The sequence below is a fragment of the Terrabacter sp. 2TAF16 genome, from assembly GCF_052115065.1.
In the GTDB taxonomy this organism is placed as follows: Bacteria; Actinomycetota; Actinomycetes; order Actinomycetales; family Dermatophilaceae; genus Terrabacter.
This window is the reverse complement of sequence record NZ_JBFRFZ010000005.1, coordinates 276193-292725: the sequence shown is the minus strand read 5'-3', so window position 1 is coordinate 292725 and position 16533 is coordinate 276193. Positions and strand designations below refer to the sequence as shown.

Below are 16533 nucleotides of genomic sequence, written 5' to 3'. Positions count from 1 at the left end.
CCAGTAACGCGAGGCGCGGTGGACCCCGAGCGGGCCGTTCCGGAACGATCCGGTACGTCCCAGCAGGCGGGGTCCGCCGCGCCTTCGTCGCGTCCGGGGGACGTCGCGACGTCGACGTCAGGGCGCGGCGGTGGCCGGGCCACCCACGCGGCGTATGCCGCCGCGCGACGTCACCGGTGGCTGCTCGGACCCGCTCTGCTCCTCCTCGCGATCGTCGTCGTCCGGGCCCTCCTCGTGACGCCCTTCGGCATCCCGAGCGAGTCGATGCAGGACACGCTCCTCATCGGCGACCGGATCCTCGTCAGCCGCACCACCGCGCCGGCCGACCTCCAGCGCGGCGACATCATCGTCTTCGACGCCTCCCAGGCGTTCAACCTGCGGGTGCCCGAGCGCGGTATCGTGCAGACCCTCGTCGAGGCCGTCGAGAGCCTGGCCGGCAAGGGCCAGCCCACCGACTACGTCAAACGGATCATCGGTCTGCCGGGCGACCGCGTCAGGTGCTGTTCGGCCGACGGACGGCTCGAGGTCAACGGCGTCGCCGTCAGCGAGCCCTACGTCGCTCCGGGCCAGAAACCGAGCGCCCTGACCTTCGACGTGACGGTGCCCGCCGACCGGTTCTGGGTCATGGGCGACAACCGCGGCTCGTCCGCGGACTCCCGTGCGCACCTCGGAGATCCGGGGGGCGGCATGGTGCCGGGGGACGACATCATCGGCAAGGTTTGGGTGCGATACTGGCCGCTCGGTCGGCTCGGATCGGTCGACCAAGGACAAATTGCCTCCGTCCCACGAAATGGTGAGTGATGTCGCAGTACACCGGACGCCCCGAAGACCCGACGCGCGGGCGCAGTGCTGACGACATCGACGGTGACCTCGACGACGACGACCTCGACGACGACTACGACGACGAGCCCCGCGGTTTCGGCGCGACCCTTTTCGCCGGCGTCAAGGAGCTCGTCATCGTCGTCGTCCTCGCGATGGCGCTCTCCTTCGTCGTCAAGACGTGGCTCTTCCAGGCCTTCTACATCCCGTCCGGGTCGATGGAGAACACCCTCGTCAAGGACGACCGCGTCATCGTCAGCAAGCTGACACCCGGACCGCTCGACCTCAAGCGCGGCGACGTCGTCGTCTTCGAGGACCCAGGCGTGCCCACCCCGTGGCTCGGCGACCTCGGTGAGCAGCACAGCACCGTCGGTGGCCCCTTCCACGACGCCCTCGTCTTCGTCGGCCTGCTGCCCGAGGACTCCGAGAACCACCTCATCAAGCGCGTCATCGGCCTGCCGGGCGACCACGTCCAGGCCGACGGCGACACGGGCAAGCTCAAGGTCAACGGCGTCGAGATCACCGAGCCCTACGTCAAGCCCGGCGACTACCCGAGTGAGGGCAAGAAGTTCGACATCACGGTCCCCGCCGGGCGCGTCTGGGTCATGGGCGACCACCGGAGCGACTCCTCCGACAGCCGCTGGCACGACGACGGCACCGGGGCCACCGGCTCCGTGCCGATGGACAAGATCGTCGGTCGCGCCCTCTTCGTCGTCTGGCCGATCGACCACGTGACGTGGCTCGGCGTCCCCGAGCGCACCTTCTCGCAGGTCCCGACGCCCACGACGCCGTCGACGACCCCGACGAAGAAGGCCACGGTCAACCCCAGCCAGAGCGGCAAGCCGAGCGCCACGACGACGAAGGCCGCGGCGGGCTGATCCGCTCGAGCTACGCCATGGCACGCCCCGCTCCCTCCAAGAAACCGTCGCTGCGCGTCGAGCGCGCCCTGCAGCGATCCGGTCACCGACTCCTCGCCGGCATGGACGAGGTGGGCCGCGGCGCGCTCGCCGGGCCGGTCAGCGTCGGCATCGTCGTCATCGACGAGACGGTGCGCTCGGCGCCCATCGGCGTCAAGGACTCCAAGCTCCTGACCGAGCGTGCTCGAACGGTGCTCGTGCCGCGCATCCAGCGCTGGGCCGTGGCCCACGCCGTCGGGCACGCGAGCCCTGACGAGATCGACGAGATCGGCATCATGGGTGCTTTGCGCCTGGCCGGGATGCGGGCCCTGGCGGGCCTCGGCGTCGTGCCGGACCTCGTCATCCTCGACGGCAACCACGACTGGCTGACGGCGCCGACCGAGGTGGGGCTCTTCGCCTTCGCCGACGACTCCGCACCGACCACGCCGCCGGTGACGACGATGATCAAGGCCGACATGAAGTGTTCCTCGGTCGCGGCCGCGAGCGTGCTGGCCAAGGTCGAGCGCGACGACATGATGGTGGCCCTCTCGGCCGACCACCCGGCATACGGCTGGTCGCTCAACAAGGGCTACTCCGCGCCCGAGCACATGGACGCGCTGGCGCGTCTGGGGCCCTGCGAGCTGCACCGGCGCTCGTGGCGCCTGCCCGGCGTGTACGTGGGCGGGCCGGTCGAGGTGTTGAATGAGGGGACGGAGTCGTTCGCTCCGGCGCCCATCACGGCAGAGCAGACAGGGACGGCGATCAGGTGAGTTCGGAAGATCTCGAGAAGTACGAGACCGAGATGGAGCTCCAGCTCTACAAGGAGTACCGCGACGTCGTCGGCCTCTTCACCCACGTCGTCGAGACCGAGCGCCGCTTCTACCTCGCCAACTCGGTCGACGTGAAGGTGCGCTCCGACGGTGGAGAGGTCTTCTTCGACGTCACGATGGCCGACGCGTGGGTCTGGGACATCTACCGGCCGGCGCGGTTCGTCAAGAACGTGCGCGTCGTGACGTTCAAGGACGTCAACGTCGAGGAGCTGCCCAAGCCCGACATCAAGCTCCCGGAGAACGGCGACTTCAGCTGAGCCGTCGGGCTTCGTCCACACCCCCTCGCCGATCGTGTATGCCGTCCACAGCCTGGCGCTGACGGGTGTCCTCGCCGGGTGGGCGCCGGGAGGGTGGTCGTCATGGACCTCTCCACCCGTGCCCTCGGCGACTACGGCGAACGACTCGCGTGCCGCTACCTGCTCGCTGAGGGCCTGACGGTCATCGACCGCAACTGGCGCTGCGCGCGCGGCGAGATCGACGTCGTCGCCGTCGACGGCCGCGAGCTCGTCGTCTGCGAGGTCAAGACCCGCACGAGCGAGGCTTTCGGCGCGCCGTTCGAGGCCGTGACGTGGCGCAAGCAGCGTCGGCTGCGGCGGCTGGCCGGGCTCTGGCGCGACGACCACGACGAGCTCGCGCGGGGACTTGCCCTGCGCATCGACGTCATCTCGATCCTGCGGCCGCGCTCGGGACGGGCCAGCCTCCAGCACCTGCGCGGGGTGTGCTGATGGGCACCGGCCTCGGCCGCACGCGGTCGGTCGGGCTGCGTGGGGTGCACGGGTTCGTCGTCGACGTCGAGGCGCACGTGACGCCCGGCCTGCCCGGCTTCGCGATCAGCGGGCTCGGGGACTCGGCGGTCAAGCAGTCGTCCGACCGGATCAGGGCCGCCGCCGCCCGCATCGACGACATGCCGGTCAGCCAACGTCGCGTCACCGTCAACCTCTCGCCCGCGGGGGAGCGCAAGATCGGCACCGGCTTCGACCTGGCCATCTTCGTCGCGGTCGCCGCCGCGATGCGGCTGGTGCCACCCACGGTGGTGCGCGACCTCGTGCACATCGGAGAGGTGGGTCTCGACGGCACGGTGCGACCCGTCCCCGGCGTGCTGCCCCTGGTCCGGGCGGCCGCGATGACCGGGGTGCGTCATGTCGTCGTCCCCGTCGGCAACGCCGGCGAGGCCCGTCTCGTCTCGGGCGTCCGCGTCCACCCCGTGGCCGACGTGACCGAGCTCGTCCGGCGCTATGACGCGCTGGGCAAGGGCCGTGGCGTCGACGAGGTCCCGGTGCCGCTCGTCGTGCCGCCGCCTCCCGAGGCGGTGCGCGACCTCAGCGACGTCGTCGGGCAGGCCGACGCCAAGCTGGCGCTCGAGATCGCGGCGGCCGGCGGTCACCACCTGCTGCTCGCCGGTCCACCCGGTGCGGGCAAGACGATGCTCGCCGAACGGCTGCCGGGACTGCTGCCGGCCCTCGACGAGGCCGAGGCGATGGAGGTCACGGCGATCCACTCCGTCCTGGGTGCCCTCGGCGCCGGTGAGGACGTGCGACTCATCTCGAGACCCCCGTTCGTCGCGCCGCACCACGGCGCGTCACAGGCCGCGGTCATCGGTGGCGGCAGCGGACACATCCGGCCCGGCGCCATCACCCAGGCCCACCGAGGAGTCCTCTTCCTCGACGAGACCCCCGAGTTCGACAAGGGGGTCCTGCAGTCGCTGCGCACGCCGCTCGAGCGCGGGTCCGTCTCCATCGCCCGCGCGCACGAGACCGTGACGTTCCCGTCGCGCTTCCAGCTCGTCCTCGCCGCCAACCCGTGTCCGTGCGGCAACGGGTGGGGCAAGGGTCTCGACTGCACGTGCACGCCGCTCATGCGCCGCTCCTACTTCGGCAAGCTGAGCGGGCCGCTCCTCGACCGGGTCGACCTGCAGGTCCATGTCCAGCCTCCGGGCCTGTCGATGGCGGGGGCACCCGCGGGTGAGTCGACGACGTCGGTGGCCGCACGGGTGGCCGGGGCGCGTGAGGCACAGAGTGAGCGCTGGCGCGAGGTGCTCGAGCGTCGTCGCGGGGTCAACGCCGACGTCCCGGGCTCGGTCCTGCGCGGTCGGCCGTGGCGGCTCCCGACCTCGGCCACGACGACCCTCGACCGCGCCCTCGAGAGCGGCTCGCTCAGCCTCCGCGGCTACGACCGCACCTTGCGCTGCGCCTGGACCATCGCCGACGTCATGGGTCTCCAACGCCCCGGGCGCGAGGAGGTCGACCTCGCACTGTCACTGCGCCACCGGGCCGGGGTGGCCGCATGAACGTGCAAGGCCGGCGCCGTTGGGCGCCTCACGGTCGCGTGGTCTCGACGGCGGGGGTGCGCCGTGGACGCTGAGCGGTTCGCCCGAGCGGCGCTGTCGCGTCTCGCGGAGCCGTGCGACAAGGAGGTGCCCGGTCTCGTCGAAGAGCTCGGGGCCGTCGGGACGTTCGAGCGCATCCGCGCCGGCCGGGGCACCTTGACCCGGTTCCGCGCCCGGCTGGCCACCCTCGACACCGAGCGCGACCTCGACATCGCGGCGAAGGTCGGCGCGCGGGTCGTCGTGCCCGGCGACGACGAGTGGCCGGAGCGGCTCGCGCAGATCCCCGTACCGCCCTACTGCCTCTGGGTCCGCGGACCACTCGACCTTGCCGAGACGGTGGAGCGCTCCGTCGCGATCGTCGGCTCCCGGACCGCCACCGGCTACGGCGAGCAGGTCGCTGCTGACCTCGCGGCCGGCGTCGCGCGGAGGGGATGGAGCGTCGTGTCCGGCGCCGCGTTCGGCATCGACGGCAGTGCCCACCGCGGTGCCCTGGCCGTCGACGGAGCGACCATCGCCGTCCTTGCCGGAGGGGTCGAGCGGCCCTACCCCGCGGCGCATGCCACCCTCATCTCACGGATCGCCCGCGACGGACTCGTCGTGTCGGAGGTGGCACCCGGGTCGGCGCCGATGAAGTCCCGGTTCCTCGCCCGCAACCGGCTCATCGCCGGGATGACGCGCGGCACGATCGTCGTCGAGGCCGACCTGCGCTCCGGGTCGCGCAACACCGTCAAGCACGCGATCGAGGCCGGCCGCCACGTCGGCGCCGTGCCCGGTCCGACGACGTCGATGACGTCGGCCGGTTGTCACCAGGAGATCCGCGACGGCCGGGCGGTCCTCGTCACGAGTGCCGACGAGGTCATCGACCTCGTGGGCGACCTCGGCGACGACGCGTGCGAGCCGGTCCGCGGGCCGGTCCGCCCGGAGGACGACCTGCCACCTCTCGATGCCTCGGTCCTCGAGGTCGTGCCCTTCCGTTCCGGCCTGACCCTCGACGCCGTCGTCCGCCAGGTCGCCCTCGCGCCGCTCACGGTCCGCGCGGCGCTCGGACGCCTCGAGCGGCAGGGCCTCGTGACCGAGTCGGCCGGCACCTGGCGCAAACGCCCCCAGCCCCGCCCAGCCAAGCCCGACTGAGCGCCAAGTCCCACTCGAGTGAGCGGCCCAGTCCCACTCGAGTGGCCGCTCCGCCACACGGGTCCCGAGGCGGTCAGTGACGGGTCGGGTCACGCGGCCACTCGAGTGAACGCCCGGTCTCACTCGAGGAGGGCGCGCCTCGGACTCGAGCCCGGGCCCTCGCTCCCGACGCGGTGCGGTACTTGCCTAACCACCGGCGCTTTGCGATGGTGCGGGAGTGACGGATGTGGTCAAGGCGGTGCCGGACGTGCTCGAGCAGCACGCCGAGCTGCTCCACGCATACGCCCGTCACCTCGGCGCCGAGCGGGGTCGCTCGGTCCACACCCGGCGTGCCTACCTCGGCGACGTCCGGCACCTGTTGACGTTCGCGGCGACGCGCGGGATCGACGAGATCGGTGACCTGCGCATCGGGGACCTGCGAGCGTGGCTGGGGGTCCAGGCCGACGCCGGCGCTGCCCGAGCGACGATCGCGCGCCGCGCTGCGTCCGCGCGCACCTTCCTCCGGTGGGCCGAACACACCGGTCGCATCCCCACCGACCCGTCCCTGCGCCTCGTCGCACCCAAGCGGCACGCCACGCTCCCCGGCGTCCTTCGTCAGGGCGAGGCCAGCGAGATGCTCGACCTCGCCGCCACCCGAGCCGACGACGAGGATCCGATCCACGTGCGCGACCGCGCGGTGCTCGAGCTGTTGTACGCCAGCGGCATCCGCGTGGGGGAGCTCGCAGCGCTCGACATCGACGACCTCGACCTGGCACAGGGCGTCGTGCGGGTCATGGGCAAGGGCGCCAAGGAGCGGATCGTGCCGTTCGGTGCCCCGGCAGCGCGTGCCATAGAGGCGTGGCTGGCGGTCAGGTCCAGGCTCGTCGGTGAGCACTCCGGACCTGCGCTCTTCCTCGGACGCCGGGGCCGGCGCGTCGACGCACGGCAGGTCCGATCCGCCGTGCACGAGCTGCTCTCGCACCTGCCCGATGCGCCGGACCTCGGTCCGCACGGCCTGCGTCACAGCGCCGCCACCCACCTGCTGGAGGGCGGCGCGGACCTCCGGATGGTCCAGGAGATCCTCGGCCACGCGAGCCTCGCGACGACGCAGATCTACACACACGTCTCCGTCGACCGGCTCCGCCGCAGCTACGAGCAGGCCCATCCTCGAGCGTGACCGGGGGCCGGTGGCTCCTAGGTGAGCGGGAGCAGGACGACCGGCGCCCGGCCCACGAACGACAGCGGGTCGAGGTAGGTCTCGCCCCGGAGGACGCCCCAGTGCAGACAGGTGCCAGGGGCGCAGTGACCCGGGGTTCCCGTCAGGACGCCGACGGTGTCACCGCGGCCCACCGCGGTGCCGACGGGTGCGACCGCGGCGACCGGCTCGAAGGTGCTCCTCAGGCCGCTGCCGTGCGCGACGACGACGACGGCACGTCCGGCGATGACGCCGCTCCAGGAGACGCGCCCCGCGGCCGGAGCCCGGACGGGCTGACCCACCGTGGCGGCGAGGTCGACGCCGCGGTGGCCGGGCAGCCACGGCTGGTCGGGCGGGTCGAAGCGCCGCACCACCTCGGGCTCGGGGTCGAACGGCCACCCCCACCGAGCAGCCGAGGGGCTCGACGCGACCTGAGTGGCCGGCCGGGCACCCGCCATGCCCACGGGGGCGAACGGCGCCGCACTCGCCCCGGACACAGACGCAACGGCAAGGACGGCGCTGAGCAGTGCTGACCCGATGGACATCCCGTCATGCTCGTCCCGCAACCGCAGTCGTGCGACGTGTCCTCGTCTGCCTGTGGATGACCAGCCCATTCGCCCGGTGGCTGTGGAAAGGCCGTCACGTGAGGGTCAGGTGTGACGGCGGGGCCACTCGAGTGGAGTAGGACCGGCCGCTGACTCCACTGGGTCAGGTGTGACGGCGGGGCCACTCGAGTGTGATTGCGCGCTCACTCGTGTGGGACGGGGCGCTCATTCGACTGGGCGGGCGATGGGGCGGTCAGGCGGTTCGGGTGCCGGCGGCGGCGAGGCGGCGGCTGGCCTCGAGCAGCACCTCGTCCTTCTTGCAGAAGGCGAACCGCACCAACGTGCGCGCCGCCTCCTGGTCGTCGTGGAAGACGGACACCGGCACCCCGACGACCCCGGCGAGGTCCGGCAGTCGGCGGGCGAACTCCAGCCCGTCGACGGCACCGAGCGGAGCGGCGTCGGCGATGACGAAGTACGTGCCCGACGGGCGGGCGACCTGCAGGCCCGACGCCTCGAGCGCCGAGCACAGCAGGTCGCGCTTGGCCTGGAGCGAGTCCCGCAGGCCGGCATACACCTGGTCGCCGAGCCCGAGGGCGAGGGCGACGGCCGGCTGGAACGGTCCGGACGCGACGTAGGTGAGGAACTGCTTGACGGTGCGCGCCGCCGCGACCGCCTCGGCGGGACCCGAGAGCCAGCCGACCTTCCAGCCGGTGGCCGAGAACGTCTTGCCGCCCGAGCTGATCGTGATGGTGCGGTCGGCCATGCCCGGCAGGGTCGCCATCGGCACGTGCTCGGCGTTGTCGAAGACGAGGTGCTCGTAGACCTCGTCGGTGACGACCCAGGCGTCGTGCTCGCGCGCGAGCGACGCGATGAGATCGAGCTCGGCCCGCGTGAAGACCTTGCCGGTCGGGTTGTGCGGCGTGTTGAGCAGCACGAGACGGGTCCGGGGGGAGAAGGCTGCCCGCAGCGACACCTCGTCGACCGCGAAGTCGGGGAAGCGGAGCACCGACGTGCGGCGGGTCGCTCCCGCGAGAGCGATCGTGGCGGTATACGAGTCGTAGTAGGGCTCGAAGGTGACGACCTCGTCGCCCGGCTCGCAGAGGGCGAGGACGACCGACGCGATCGCCTCGGTCGCACCGGCGGTGACGAGCACCTGCGACGCGGGGTCGAGCGAGATCCCGTAGAAGCGCTGCTGGTGCGCGGCGACGGCCTCGAGGAGCTCCGGGACCCCCGGCCCCGGCGGGTACTGGTTGCGGCCGCCGTCGATCGCAGCCTTCGCCGCCTCGAGCATCTCGCGGGGCCCGTCCGTGTCGGGGAAGCCCTGCCCGAGGTTGATGGCGCCGGTCCGGGTCGCGAGCGCCGACATCTCGGCGAAGATCGTCGTCCCGAAGGGCTGCATGCGCGAGATCAGCGGCGAGCTCATGGCTCCGAGCGTAGCCACGACCGACCCGAGGACGGGGGAGAGCCCCCGCCGGGGCACCGGGCGGGGGCTCTGCGCCCTGCGGCGGCTGTGGAGGGGTCCTTTGCCGCGGACGTGAGTGGAGATCCCACCCGGTCAGGGGGTCCGTGTGGGATCTCCACCCCCACCATCGCGGGCGGGCCGAGAGTGTTACGCGCCGTCCACGAGTCGGCGAGGCAGACCCGAGGCGTATGCCGTCCGGCCGGCTCAGGAGGCCGCCGCGGCGCCCAGCCCGCACCCGGTGACGCGGTAGAGCGTGTAGTCGCCGTCGGTCCGCACGGGCTCGACGCCGTCCACGTTTGCGAGGTCCTTGAGCCCGGACGAGCGCTCCGGGCGGTCGAGCCAGTAGACGTGCGTCGAGTCGATGGCCCAGCGGATGTCGTGGCGCGCCATGGCGGCGCAGACGTCCGGCCGGTTCGCCATGTCGTCGAAGCCGGTGCCGATGACGATCTCGTCGCCGGTCGTGGGGATCGGGATCGAGCGGTAGAGGGTGTTGGTCCCGAAGAGCGGCCACATGAGCGGCGAGCCGTTCTCGGGGCGCCCGACGACGCCCTCGCCGGGAGGGATGAGGGCGTTGAGCCGGCGCAGCGAGTCCTGCGCCTCGAACGACAGGATGACCTTCTTCGGTTCGTCCGGCTGGAAGAAGCCGGTGAGCATCCGTTCGCGGGTGGCGCCGTTGAGCCCGAGCGTGAGGACCGGGATGACGAGCACCGCGACGAGCCCGACGACGACGGGCCGCGACCCGAGGCCGGGCACCTTGCGCAGCAGCTCGCGCAGGGCCGGGGCGGCCGCGGCGACGAGGACGACGCCGGGGACGGCGGCGAGCGAGGCGAGCCGGACCTTGTCGTTGTACCAGTAGCCCGTGATGAGGGAGGTCCACGACATCGTCGACGACGCGGCCATGACGTAGAGGACGACGACGGCGCCCCACATGGCCACGACCGGCAGGGCGGCCCTGGCGCGCAGCGCGATCCAGCCGATCCCGAGGGCGATGAGCAGGACGAGACCCCAGAGCACGTCGGGGATCTGCAGCCGGCCGCCGACGACCTCGACGAGGGCGGTCCAGACCGAGACCCGGTCCTTCCACTCGTAGGACTGGGTCGAGGCCAGCTGGGCCGACACGACGGGAGCCGCCACGAGCCCGGCCACACCGACGACGGCGACGATCGCGAGGTCGCGCGCGACGACCCACCACGAGACGTGGTGCAGCAGTCCGGCCCGCACCCTCGCGGTGACGAACCAGACGAGCGCGAAGAGCACGAGGGCCACGAGCGCGTTGGGCTGGATCAGGGCGAGGCCCGGCAGGGCGGCGCCGAAGGCGAGCCACTGCCCGATGCGCCCGGACCGCGCGGCCTGGAGCATCAGGGCGAGCGCGCCGGGGGTCAGCGCCGTCGCCATGAGGTTGGGCCAGAGGACGCCCCAGCCGAGGAGGATCGTCGGGAAGGCGATGAAGGCTGCGGAGGCGAACCCGGCGGCATACGTCACGAGGCGGGAGGTGCCGAGCGCGTGGCGCACGAGGGCCACGCAGCCGACCGGCCACACGAGGGCCGCCAGCACGATCGTCGCGACGTTGGTGCCGGGCAGCACGTCGGCGACCCCGGGCACGAGGCTGGTCGCGATCCAGGAGTGGAAGCCGTTGGGGTAGAAGGTCGGGTTGGCGATCGAGAAGTTGCCGGTCTCGAGGAAGGTCTTGATGCGCCCGAGGTGGTAGACGGCGTCGGGGGAGTCGACGAGCTCGTCGGGTCGCCCGATCGCCGGGAGGATCGTGGCGAGCGCGAGGACGGCCCCGATGGCGATGGCGACGACCGCGTCGGGCCGCGGCCGGCCGAGGAGACGGCGGGCCGCGCCGAGCTCCGGGTCGTGGCGGCCGAAGAGCCGCATCCCGAGCCAGGCGACGGCCACGGCGATCGCCGTGACGACGACGAGCGGCAGCAGCCCCCAGCGCACCCCGACCCGCTGCGCGAGCGTCGCGCAGACGGCGATGATGCCGACGGAGACCGCCGGGGAGACGGCCAGAGCCTCGAGACCCCGCGCGCCCAGGGCGCGCACGACGAGCCAGCCGGGCAGGAAGAGCACCACCGAGAGGACGACGAAGGCCGGGATCGTCTCCACCCAGTGCGCCATGCGGGCCATTCTGTCGGGTCGCCACGATTTCTCCACAACCCGGGTCAGGACGTACGATGGTCGGCGGTCCCGTGTGCTCGTCGCACGGACCGTAATTCGCGCGTCTTCTGCCGGTCCGCCGGACCGGGTCACACCACGGCAGTCCCCACCGTTCGCGGCGGGGCGGGGTGCGTCAGGCGCCAGGAGTGAGGTCGTATGCCGCCCGCCGGGCCACGTCTGTGACGTGACCGCCGGGCGTCGGCGCCCACGCACAACTGACAACATCGAACCAAGGGAGAACACGGCATGGCCGTCGTCACCATGCGCCAGCTCCTCGAGAGCGGCGTCCACTTCGGGCACCAGACCCGTCGCTGGAACCCCAAGATGAAGCGCTTCATCATGACCGAGCGCAACGGCATCTACATCATCGACCTGCAGCAGTCGCTGACGTACATCAACAACGCGTACGACTTCGTCAAGGAGACGGTCGCCCACGGTGGCACCATCCTCTTCGTCGGCACGAAGAAGCAGGCCCAGGAGCCCATCGCCGAGCAGGCGACGCGCGTCGGCATGCCGTACGTCAACCACCGCTGGCTCGGTGGCATGCTCACCAACTTCCAGACGATCTCCAAGCGCCTCACGCGCCTCAAGGAGCTCGAGGAGCTGAACTTCGACGACGTGGCCGGCTCGGGCTACACGAAGAAGGAGCTGCTCATCCTCAAGCGCGAGATGATCAAGCTCGAGCGCACCCTGGGCGGCATCCGCACCATGGCCAAGGTCCCCTCGGCCGTGTGGATCGTCGACACCAAGAAGGAGCACCTCGCCGTCGACGAGGCGCGCAAGCTCGGCCTCCCGGTCATCGCGATCCTCGACACGAACTGCGACCCAGACGAGGTCGACTACAAGATCCCCGGCAACGACGACGCGATCCGCTCCGTCACGCTGCTGACGCGGGTCATCGCCGACGCCGTCGCCGACGGTCTCGTCCAGCGCTCGTCCGGCAAGTCCGGTGGCGACGCGCAGGCCGAGGAGCCGCTGGCCGAGTGGGAGCGCGAGCTCTACGCCGACGCCGCCGCCGGCACGGAGACCACCGAGGCGCCCGCCGCCGAGGCGACCGAGGCGACCGAGGCGACCGAGGCTCCGGCCGCTGACGCCACGGAGGCTCCGGCCGCTGAGGCTCCGGCTGCTGAGGCTCCGGCCGCTGAGGCCACCGAGGCCCCCGCCGAGGCGACGGCCGGTGCCGAGAAGGCCTGACGGTCTTCCGCACCAGCCGCACCACACGAGTCAATCTCCACTGACGAAAAGAGCGATACAGAGCATGGCGAACTACACCGCCGCTGACATCAAGGCGCTGCGCGAGCAGACGGGCGCCGGCATGATGGACGTCAAGAAGGCCCTCGACGAGGCCGAGGGCGACCGCGCCAAGGCCATCGAGATCCTTCGCGTCAAGGGCCTCAAGGGCGTCACGAAGCGTGAGGGCCGCTCGGCCTCCAACGGTCTCGTGGCGGCCTCGGCCACCGACGGCGTCGGCACCCTGGTCGAGGTCAACTGCGAGACCGACTTCGTCGCGAAGGGCGAGAAGTTCATCGCCCTGGCCGACCAGGTCCTCACGCAGGCCGTCGCCGCCGGCGCCACCGACGCCGACTCGCTCCTCGCCAGCACGCTCGAGGACGGCAAGACCGTCCAGGAGCTGCTCGACGAGGCCAACGCCACCATCGGCGAGAAGATCGAGGTCCGCCGCGTGGCGCGCCTCGAGGGCGACAAGGTCGTGTCCTACCTCCACAAGACGAGCCCCGACCTGCCCGCGCAGATCGGTGTCCTCGTCGCGCTCGAGGGTGGCGACGAGACCGTCGGTCGCGACGTCGCGATGCACATCGCCGCGTTCAGCCCCACGGTGCTGACGCGCGAGGAGGTCCCGGCCGAGACGGTCGAGAACGAGCGTCGCGTCGCCGAGGCCACGGCCAAGGAGGAGGGCAAGCCCGAGGCTGCCCTTCCCCGCATCATCGAGGGTCGCGTCAACGGCTTCTTCAAGGAGAACGTCCTGCTCGAGCAGGCCTTCGCCAAGGACGCCAAGAAGACCGTCGGCAAGGTGCTCGAGGAGGGCGGCGCCACGGCGACGTCCTTCGCGCGCTTCCGCGTCGGCCAGTGAGGTCCTGACCCCACTCGTGCCCTCGCGGCACGCGTAGCGCAGAACCCGCGCATCACGACGACGTATGCCGGTCGCCCCCTCCGGGGCGGCCGGCATCGTCGCGTTCCGGGGCCGTCACCGGCCGCTCCGGACCCACCCCAGGAGGAGTCCCATGAGCACGAGCACCGACACGCCGGCCGCTGCCGAGGTCGACGGCCCCCTGACCGTCTCGATCACCCGTCGCGTGGCCCCCGAGGACGAGCTGCTCATGCAGGCCTGGGTCCACGCCGGGACCTCGATGGCCGAGCACTTCGAGGGCTTCCTCGGCGCCGGATGGGTGCGGTCCGGCACCGAGGACTGGCACATGCTCTACCGCTTCGACTCGCGCGCCCACCTCGACACGTGGGAGCGGTCGCCCGAGCGGCTGCGGTGGCTGCGCTCGGCGGCCGACCTCGTCGAGCACCGCCGCACGGAGTACCGGACCGGCATCGAGGGCTGGTTCGACGAGCCGGCGTCGTCGTCGGTGCACGAGGCCGGGGCGACCGGACCGGTGGGACCGCCTGCGCCGCCGCGCTGGAAGCAGGCGAGCGTCATCTGGATCGCCTTCTTCCCGACCAGTCTGGCGCTGTCGTACCTCCTCTCGTCGTGGAGCGGGGACTGGCCCGTCGTCCTGCGCGTCCTCGTGACGACCCTGCTCGCGACGCCGTGGATGACCTACGTCTTCCTCCCGTTCGTGACCCGGCTCTTCGGTCGGTGGCTCAAGACCGACTGACGACTGGGGTCCGGCTGACAGCGATGTCGGCGAAATCGCTTGTGAGGCAAGCCTTTGTCTCGCACCTCACAGTCCTTCTGTCTGGTGGCTCACAGCGCTCCTGATACCCGCGGGGGTACTTTTGGAGCATGACCACCACCATGAGAACCCTCGTGGTCCTGGGAGCGGGCACGGCCGGCACCATGGTCGTGAACAAGCTGAGGCACCGCCTCCCCACCAGCGAGTGGCGCATCACCGTCGTCGACAAGGACGACCTGCACGACTACCAGCCGGGCTACCTCTTCCTGCCCTTCGGGCTCATCGAGCCGGAGCAGGTCAGAAGGACCCGTCACGGGCTCATCACCGAGGGGGTCGAGCTCGTGCTCGGCGACGTCGACCGCGTCGACCCGCAGGCCCGTGAGGTGTCGCTCCTCGACGGGCGCACCCTCGTCTACGACGAGCTCGTCATCGCCTCCGGCACGAGCCCCCGTCCCGACCAGACGCCGGGGATGCTCGGGGCCGAGTGGCACCGCAGCGTCGGCGAGTTCTACACCTACGACGGCGCCCTGGCGCTCCGCGAGTCGCTCGCCGGCTTCTCGGGCGGCCGGCTCGTCGTGCACGTCACCGAGATGCCGATCAAGTGCCCGGTGGCGCCCCTCGAGTTCGCCTTCCTCGCCGACGACTTCCTGCGCCGCCGGGGTCTGCGCGACCGCTCCGAGATCGTCTACGTGACCCCGCTCGACGGCGCCTTCACCAAGCCGGTCGCGAGCCGCGAGCTCGGCCACCTGCTCGCCGACAAGGGGATCACCCTCGAGACCGACTTCATGGTCGAGCACGTGGACCAGGAGCGGCGCGTCATCGTGTCCTACGACGAGCGCGAGGTCGCCTACGACCAGCTCGTGACGATCCCGCTCAACATGGGCGCCGACTTCGTCGCCCGGTCGGGACTCGGCGACGAGCTCAACTACGTCCCGGTCGACAAGCACACGATGCGCTCGACCGAGCACCCGGCGATCTGGGTCCTCGGCGACGCGAGCACCATCCCGACCTCCAAGGCCGGCTCCGTCGCGCACTTCTCCGTCGAGGTGTTCGTCGACAACTTCGTCGAGCACGCTCGCGGGCAGGCCATGAAGCACTCCTTCGACGGGCACGCCAACTGCTTCGTCGAGTCCGGTGGCGGCAAGGCGATGCTCCTCGACTTCAACTACGACACCGAGCCGCTGACCGGCACGTTCCCGCTGCCACACCTGGGTCCGATGACCCTGCTCAAGGAGTCGCGGGCCAACCACGTCGGCAAGCTCGCGTTCCGCCACATCTACTGGAACCTCCTGCTCCCCGGACGACCTCTCGGCCTGCCCGCGCAGATGTCGATGGCGGGGAAGGTCTCCGTCGCCTGAGCTCGACCAGACACACACAAGGAGCGTCACCATGCCCACCACGACGATCGCCGGCCAAGCCGTCGAGGTCAACGACGAGGGCTTCCTCACCCGTCCCGACCAGTGGTCCGACGACCTCGGCACCGAGCTCGCCCGGCTCATCGGGATCGAGCTGACGGCCGACCACTGGAAGCTCGTCCGCTTCCTCCGCGACGACTTCGCCCACCAGGGCGAGACCGCGACCCTCCGCCGCGTCAGCACGCAGACCGGCACCCCGATCAAGTCCCTCTTCGACCTCTTCCCCGGCAAGCCGGCCAAGAAGATGGCCTACGTCGCGGGGCTGCCCAAGCCGAAGGGATGTGTGTGATGACCACGCACGCCGACCAGACCACCCCGTTCGTGCCGAGGTTCGACGCGCCCGAGTCGCAGGGCCGCAAACTGGCGATCATCTGCAGCAAGGGCAACCTCGACATGGCCTACCCGGGCCTCATCCTCGCCAACGCGGCCCTGGGTGAGGGCGTCGAGACGCACCTCTTCTTCACCTTCTGGGGCTTCGACATGATCAACAAGAAGACCTCGGGTGACCTGAAGTTCACGATGCTCGGCAACACCGCGACGCACCTGCCGCAGGGACTCGGCGGGATCCCCGGGATGACGCACCTCGCCACGTCGCAGATGAAGAAGGCCATCGCCGACCTCGACGTGCCCGAGGTCCCGGAGTTCCTCGACCAGATCGTCGGCTCGGGCGGGCACCTGTGGGCCTGCCGGATGTCGGCGGACATGCAGCACCTGACCGAGGGCGACCTCCGGGACGACGTCGAGGGGATCATCTCGGCCTCGGACTTCATCGAGCTGACGGAGGGCGCGCAGCTGCTCTTCATCTGAGCCACCGTGGTGGGTGGGTGCGGCCGGTCGGGCCGGTGTGGGCCCGGCCGGCCTTCACACGATCTCCACACGTCGCACCCTCGCCCCCCGTGCGCCCGCTCCTAGGCTCA

General features: G+C 71.3%; 17 protein-coding genes. 14 read left to right on the top strand and 3 right to left on the bottom strand.

Going from position 1 to position 16533, the window contains the following annotated elements; genetic code table 11:
- Positions 1-18 precede the first annotated feature (18 nt).
- The 8 genes from lepB (AB4Z14_RS08575) (at position 19) to AB4Z14_RS08540 (ending at position 7158) form a co-directional block, all read left to right on the top strand.
- Positions 19-801, top strand: coding sequence for a signal peptidase I (lepB, locus tag AB4Z14_RS08575; RefSeq protein WP_442274839.1), 783 nt, complete (start codon positions 19-21; stop codon positions 799-801).
- Positions 801-1697, top strand: a complete 897-nt coding sequence (gene lepB / locus AB4Z14_RS08570; RefSeq protein WP_442274838.1) for a signal peptidase I — start codon at positions 801-803, stop codon at positions 1695-1697. The genes lepB (AB4Z14_RS08575) and lepB (AB4Z14_RS08570) overlap by 1 nt, the downstream gene beginning before the upstream one ends.
- 17 nt (positions 1698-1714) lie before the next feature.
- The gene (locus AB4Z14_RS08565) at positions 1715-2485 is read left to right on the top strand and encodes a ribonuclease HII (protein ID WP_442274837.1); all 771 of its coding nucleotides are present in this window, start codon (positions 1715-1717) and stop codon (positions 2483-2485) included.
- A complete protein-coding gene (locus AB4Z14_RS08560) occupies positions 2482-2802 on the top strand; it encodes a DUF2469 domain-containing protein (RefSeq protein ID WP_028785386.1) in 321 nt (106 codons plus the stop codon). Before AB4Z14_RS08565 ends, AB4Z14_RS08560 begins: the two co-directional genes overlap by 4 nt.
- Positions 2803-2904: 102 nt before the next feature.
- Positions 2905-3270 (top strand): YraN family protein, encoded by a 366-nt coding sequence (locus tag AB4Z14_RS08555; protein ID WP_442274836.1) that lies wholly within the window; start codon positions 2905-2907, stop codon positions 3268-3270.
- Positions 3270-4832, top strand: coding sequence for a YifB family Mg chelatase-like AAA ATPase (locus AB4Z14_RS08550; RefSeq protein ID WP_442274835.1), 1563 nt, complete (start codon positions 3270-3272; stop codon positions 4830-4832). Before AB4Z14_RS08555 ends, AB4Z14_RS08550 begins: the two co-directional genes overlap by 1 nt.
- Before the next feature lie 63 nt (positions 4833-4895).
- A complete protein-coding gene (gene dprA / locus AB4Z14_RS08545) occupies positions 4896-6002 on the top strand; it encodes a DNA-processing protein DprA (RefSeq protein WP_442274834.1) in 1107 nt (368 codons plus the stop codon).
- A 226-nt stretch (positions 6003-6228) separates the two neighbouring features.
- Complete coding sequence (locus AB4Z14_RS08540) at positions 6229-7158, top strand: tyrosine recombinase XerC (protein ID WP_442274882.1); 930 nt, start codon at positions 6229-6231, stop codon at positions 7156-7158.
- Positions 7159-7175: 17 nt separating this feature from the next.
- Here the strand turns inward: AB4Z14_RS08540 and AB4Z14_RS08535 are convergent, their stop codons facing one another.
- From AB4Z14_RS08535 to AB4Z14_RS08525, 3 genes are all read right to left on the bottom strand, one after another.
- The gene (locus AB4Z14_RS08535; RefSeq protein ID WP_442274833.1) at positions 7176-7721 is read right to left on the bottom strand and encodes a murein hydrolase activator EnvC family protein; all 546 of its coding nucleotides are present in this window, start codon (positions 7719-7721) and stop codon (positions 7176-7178) included.
- 253 nt (positions 7722-7974) lie between these two features.
- Positions 7975-9144 (bottom strand): pyridoxal phosphate-dependent aminotransferase, encoded by a 1170-nt coding sequence (locus tag AB4Z14_RS08530; protein ID WP_442274832.1) that lies wholly within the window; start codon positions 9142-9144, stop codon positions 7975-7977.
- Positions 9145-9387: 243 nt separating this feature from the next.
- Positions 9388-11304: a DUF6541 family protein gene (locus AB4Z14_RS08525; protein ID WP_442274831.1), complete on the bottom strand. Its 1917-nt coding sequence runs from the start codon at positions 11302-11304 to the stop codon at positions 9388-9390.
- Positions 11305-11589: 285 nt separating this feature from the next.
- Here AB4Z14_RS08525 and rpsB point away from each other — a divergent pair, with 285 nt between their 5' ends.
- From rpsB to AB4Z14_RS08495, 6 genes are all read left to right on the top strand, one after another.
- A complete protein-coding gene (rpsB, locus tag AB4Z14_RS08520) occupies positions 11590-12537 on the top strand; it encodes a 30S ribosomal protein S2 (RefSeq protein WP_442274830.1) in 948 nt (315 codons plus the stop codon).
- Between the two features lie 64 nt (positions 12538-12601).
- Positions 12602-13432 carry a translation elongation factor Ts gene (tsf, locus tag AB4Z14_RS08515; protein WP_442274829.1) on the top strand — a complete coding sequence of 277 codons (831 nt, stop codon included), beginning with the start codon at positions 12602-12604 and terminating at the stop codon, positions 13430-13432.
- 151 nt (positions 13433-13583) lie between these two features.
- Positions 13584-14183, top strand: coding sequence for an antibiotic biosynthesis monooxygenase (locus AB4Z14_RS08510; protein WP_442274828.1), 600 nt, complete (start codon positions 13584-13586; stop codon positions 14181-14183).
- Between the two features lie 128 nt (positions 14184-14311).
- Positions 14312-15559, top strand: coding sequence for a type III sulfide quinone reductase, selenoprotein subtype (gene sqr, locus AB4Z14_RS08505; protein ID WP_442274827.1), 1248 nt, complete (start codon positions 14312-14314; stop codon positions 15557-15559).
- A gap of 31 nt (positions 15560-15590) precedes the next feature.
- Positions 15591-15905, top strand: coding sequence for a TusE/DsrC/DsvC family sulfur relay protein (locus AB4Z14_RS08500; RefSeq protein ID WP_442274826.1), 315 nt, complete (start codon positions 15591-15593; stop codon positions 15903-15905).
- Positions 15905-16423 carry a DsrE/DsrF/DrsH-like family protein gene (locus tag AB4Z14_RS08495; protein WP_056770018.1) on the top strand — a complete coding sequence of 173 codons (519 nt, stop codon included), beginning with the start codon at positions 15905-15907 and terminating at the stop codon, positions 16421-16423. Before AB4Z14_RS08500 ends, AB4Z14_RS08495 begins: the two co-directional genes overlap by 1 nt.
- Positions 16424-16533 lie beyond the last annotated feature (110 nt).

Bases quoted from the DNA above. Each gene is read 5' to 3' on its own strand.
- AB4Z14_RS08495 (WP_056770018.1), top strand. From the start codon at position 15,905: ATGACCACGCACGCCGACCAGACCACCCCGTTCGTGCCGAGGTTCGAC.
- AB4Z14_RS08550 (WP_442274835.1), top strand. From the start codon at position 3,270: ATGGGCACCGGCCTCGGCCGCACGCGGTCGGTCGGGCTGCGTGGGGTG.
- lepB (WP_442274838.1), top strand. From the start codon at position 801: ATGTCGCAGTACACCGGACGCCCCGAAGACCCGACGCGCGGGCGCAGT.
- AB4Z14_RS08555 (WP_442274836.1), top strand. From the start codon at position 2,905: ATGGACCTCTCCACCCGTGCCCTCGGCGACTACGGCGAACGACTCGCG.
- sqr (WP_442274827.1), top strand. From the start codon at position 14,312: ATGACCACCACCATGAGAACCCTCGTGGTCCTGGGAGCGGGCACGGCC.
- AB4Z14_RS08535 (WP_442274833.1), bottom strand. From the start codon at position 7,721: ATGTCCATCGGGTCAGCACTGCTCAGCGCCGTCCTTGCCGTTGCGTCT.
- rpsB (WP_442274830.1), top strand. From the start codon at position 11,590: ATGGCCGTCGTCACCATGCGCCAGCTCCTCGAGAGCGGCGTCCACTTC.
- tsf (WP_442274829.1), top strand. From the start codon at position 12,602: ATGGCGAACTACACCGCCGCTGACATCAAGGCGCTGCGCGAGCAGACG.
- AB4Z14_RS08500 (WP_442274826.1), top strand. From the start codon at position 15,591: ATGCCCACCACGACGATCGCCGGCCAAGCCGTCGAGGTCAACGACGAG.
- AB4Z14_RS08510 (WP_442274828.1), top strand. From the start codon at position 13,584: ATGAGCACGAGCACCGACACGCCGGCCGCTGCCGAGGTCGACGGCCCC.
- AB4Z14_RS08530 (WP_442274832.1), bottom strand. From the start codon at position 9,144: ATGAGCTCGCCGCTGATCTCGCGCATGCAGCCCTTCGGGACGACGATC.
- AB4Z14_RS08565 (WP_442274837.1), top strand. From the start codon at position 1,715: ATGGCACGCCCCGCTCCCTCCAAGAAACCGTCGCTGCGCGTCGAGCGC.
- AB4Z14_RS08525 (WP_442274831.1), bottom strand. From the start codon at position 11,304: ATGGCGCACTGGGTGGAGACGATCCCGGCCTTCGTCGTCCTCTCGGTG.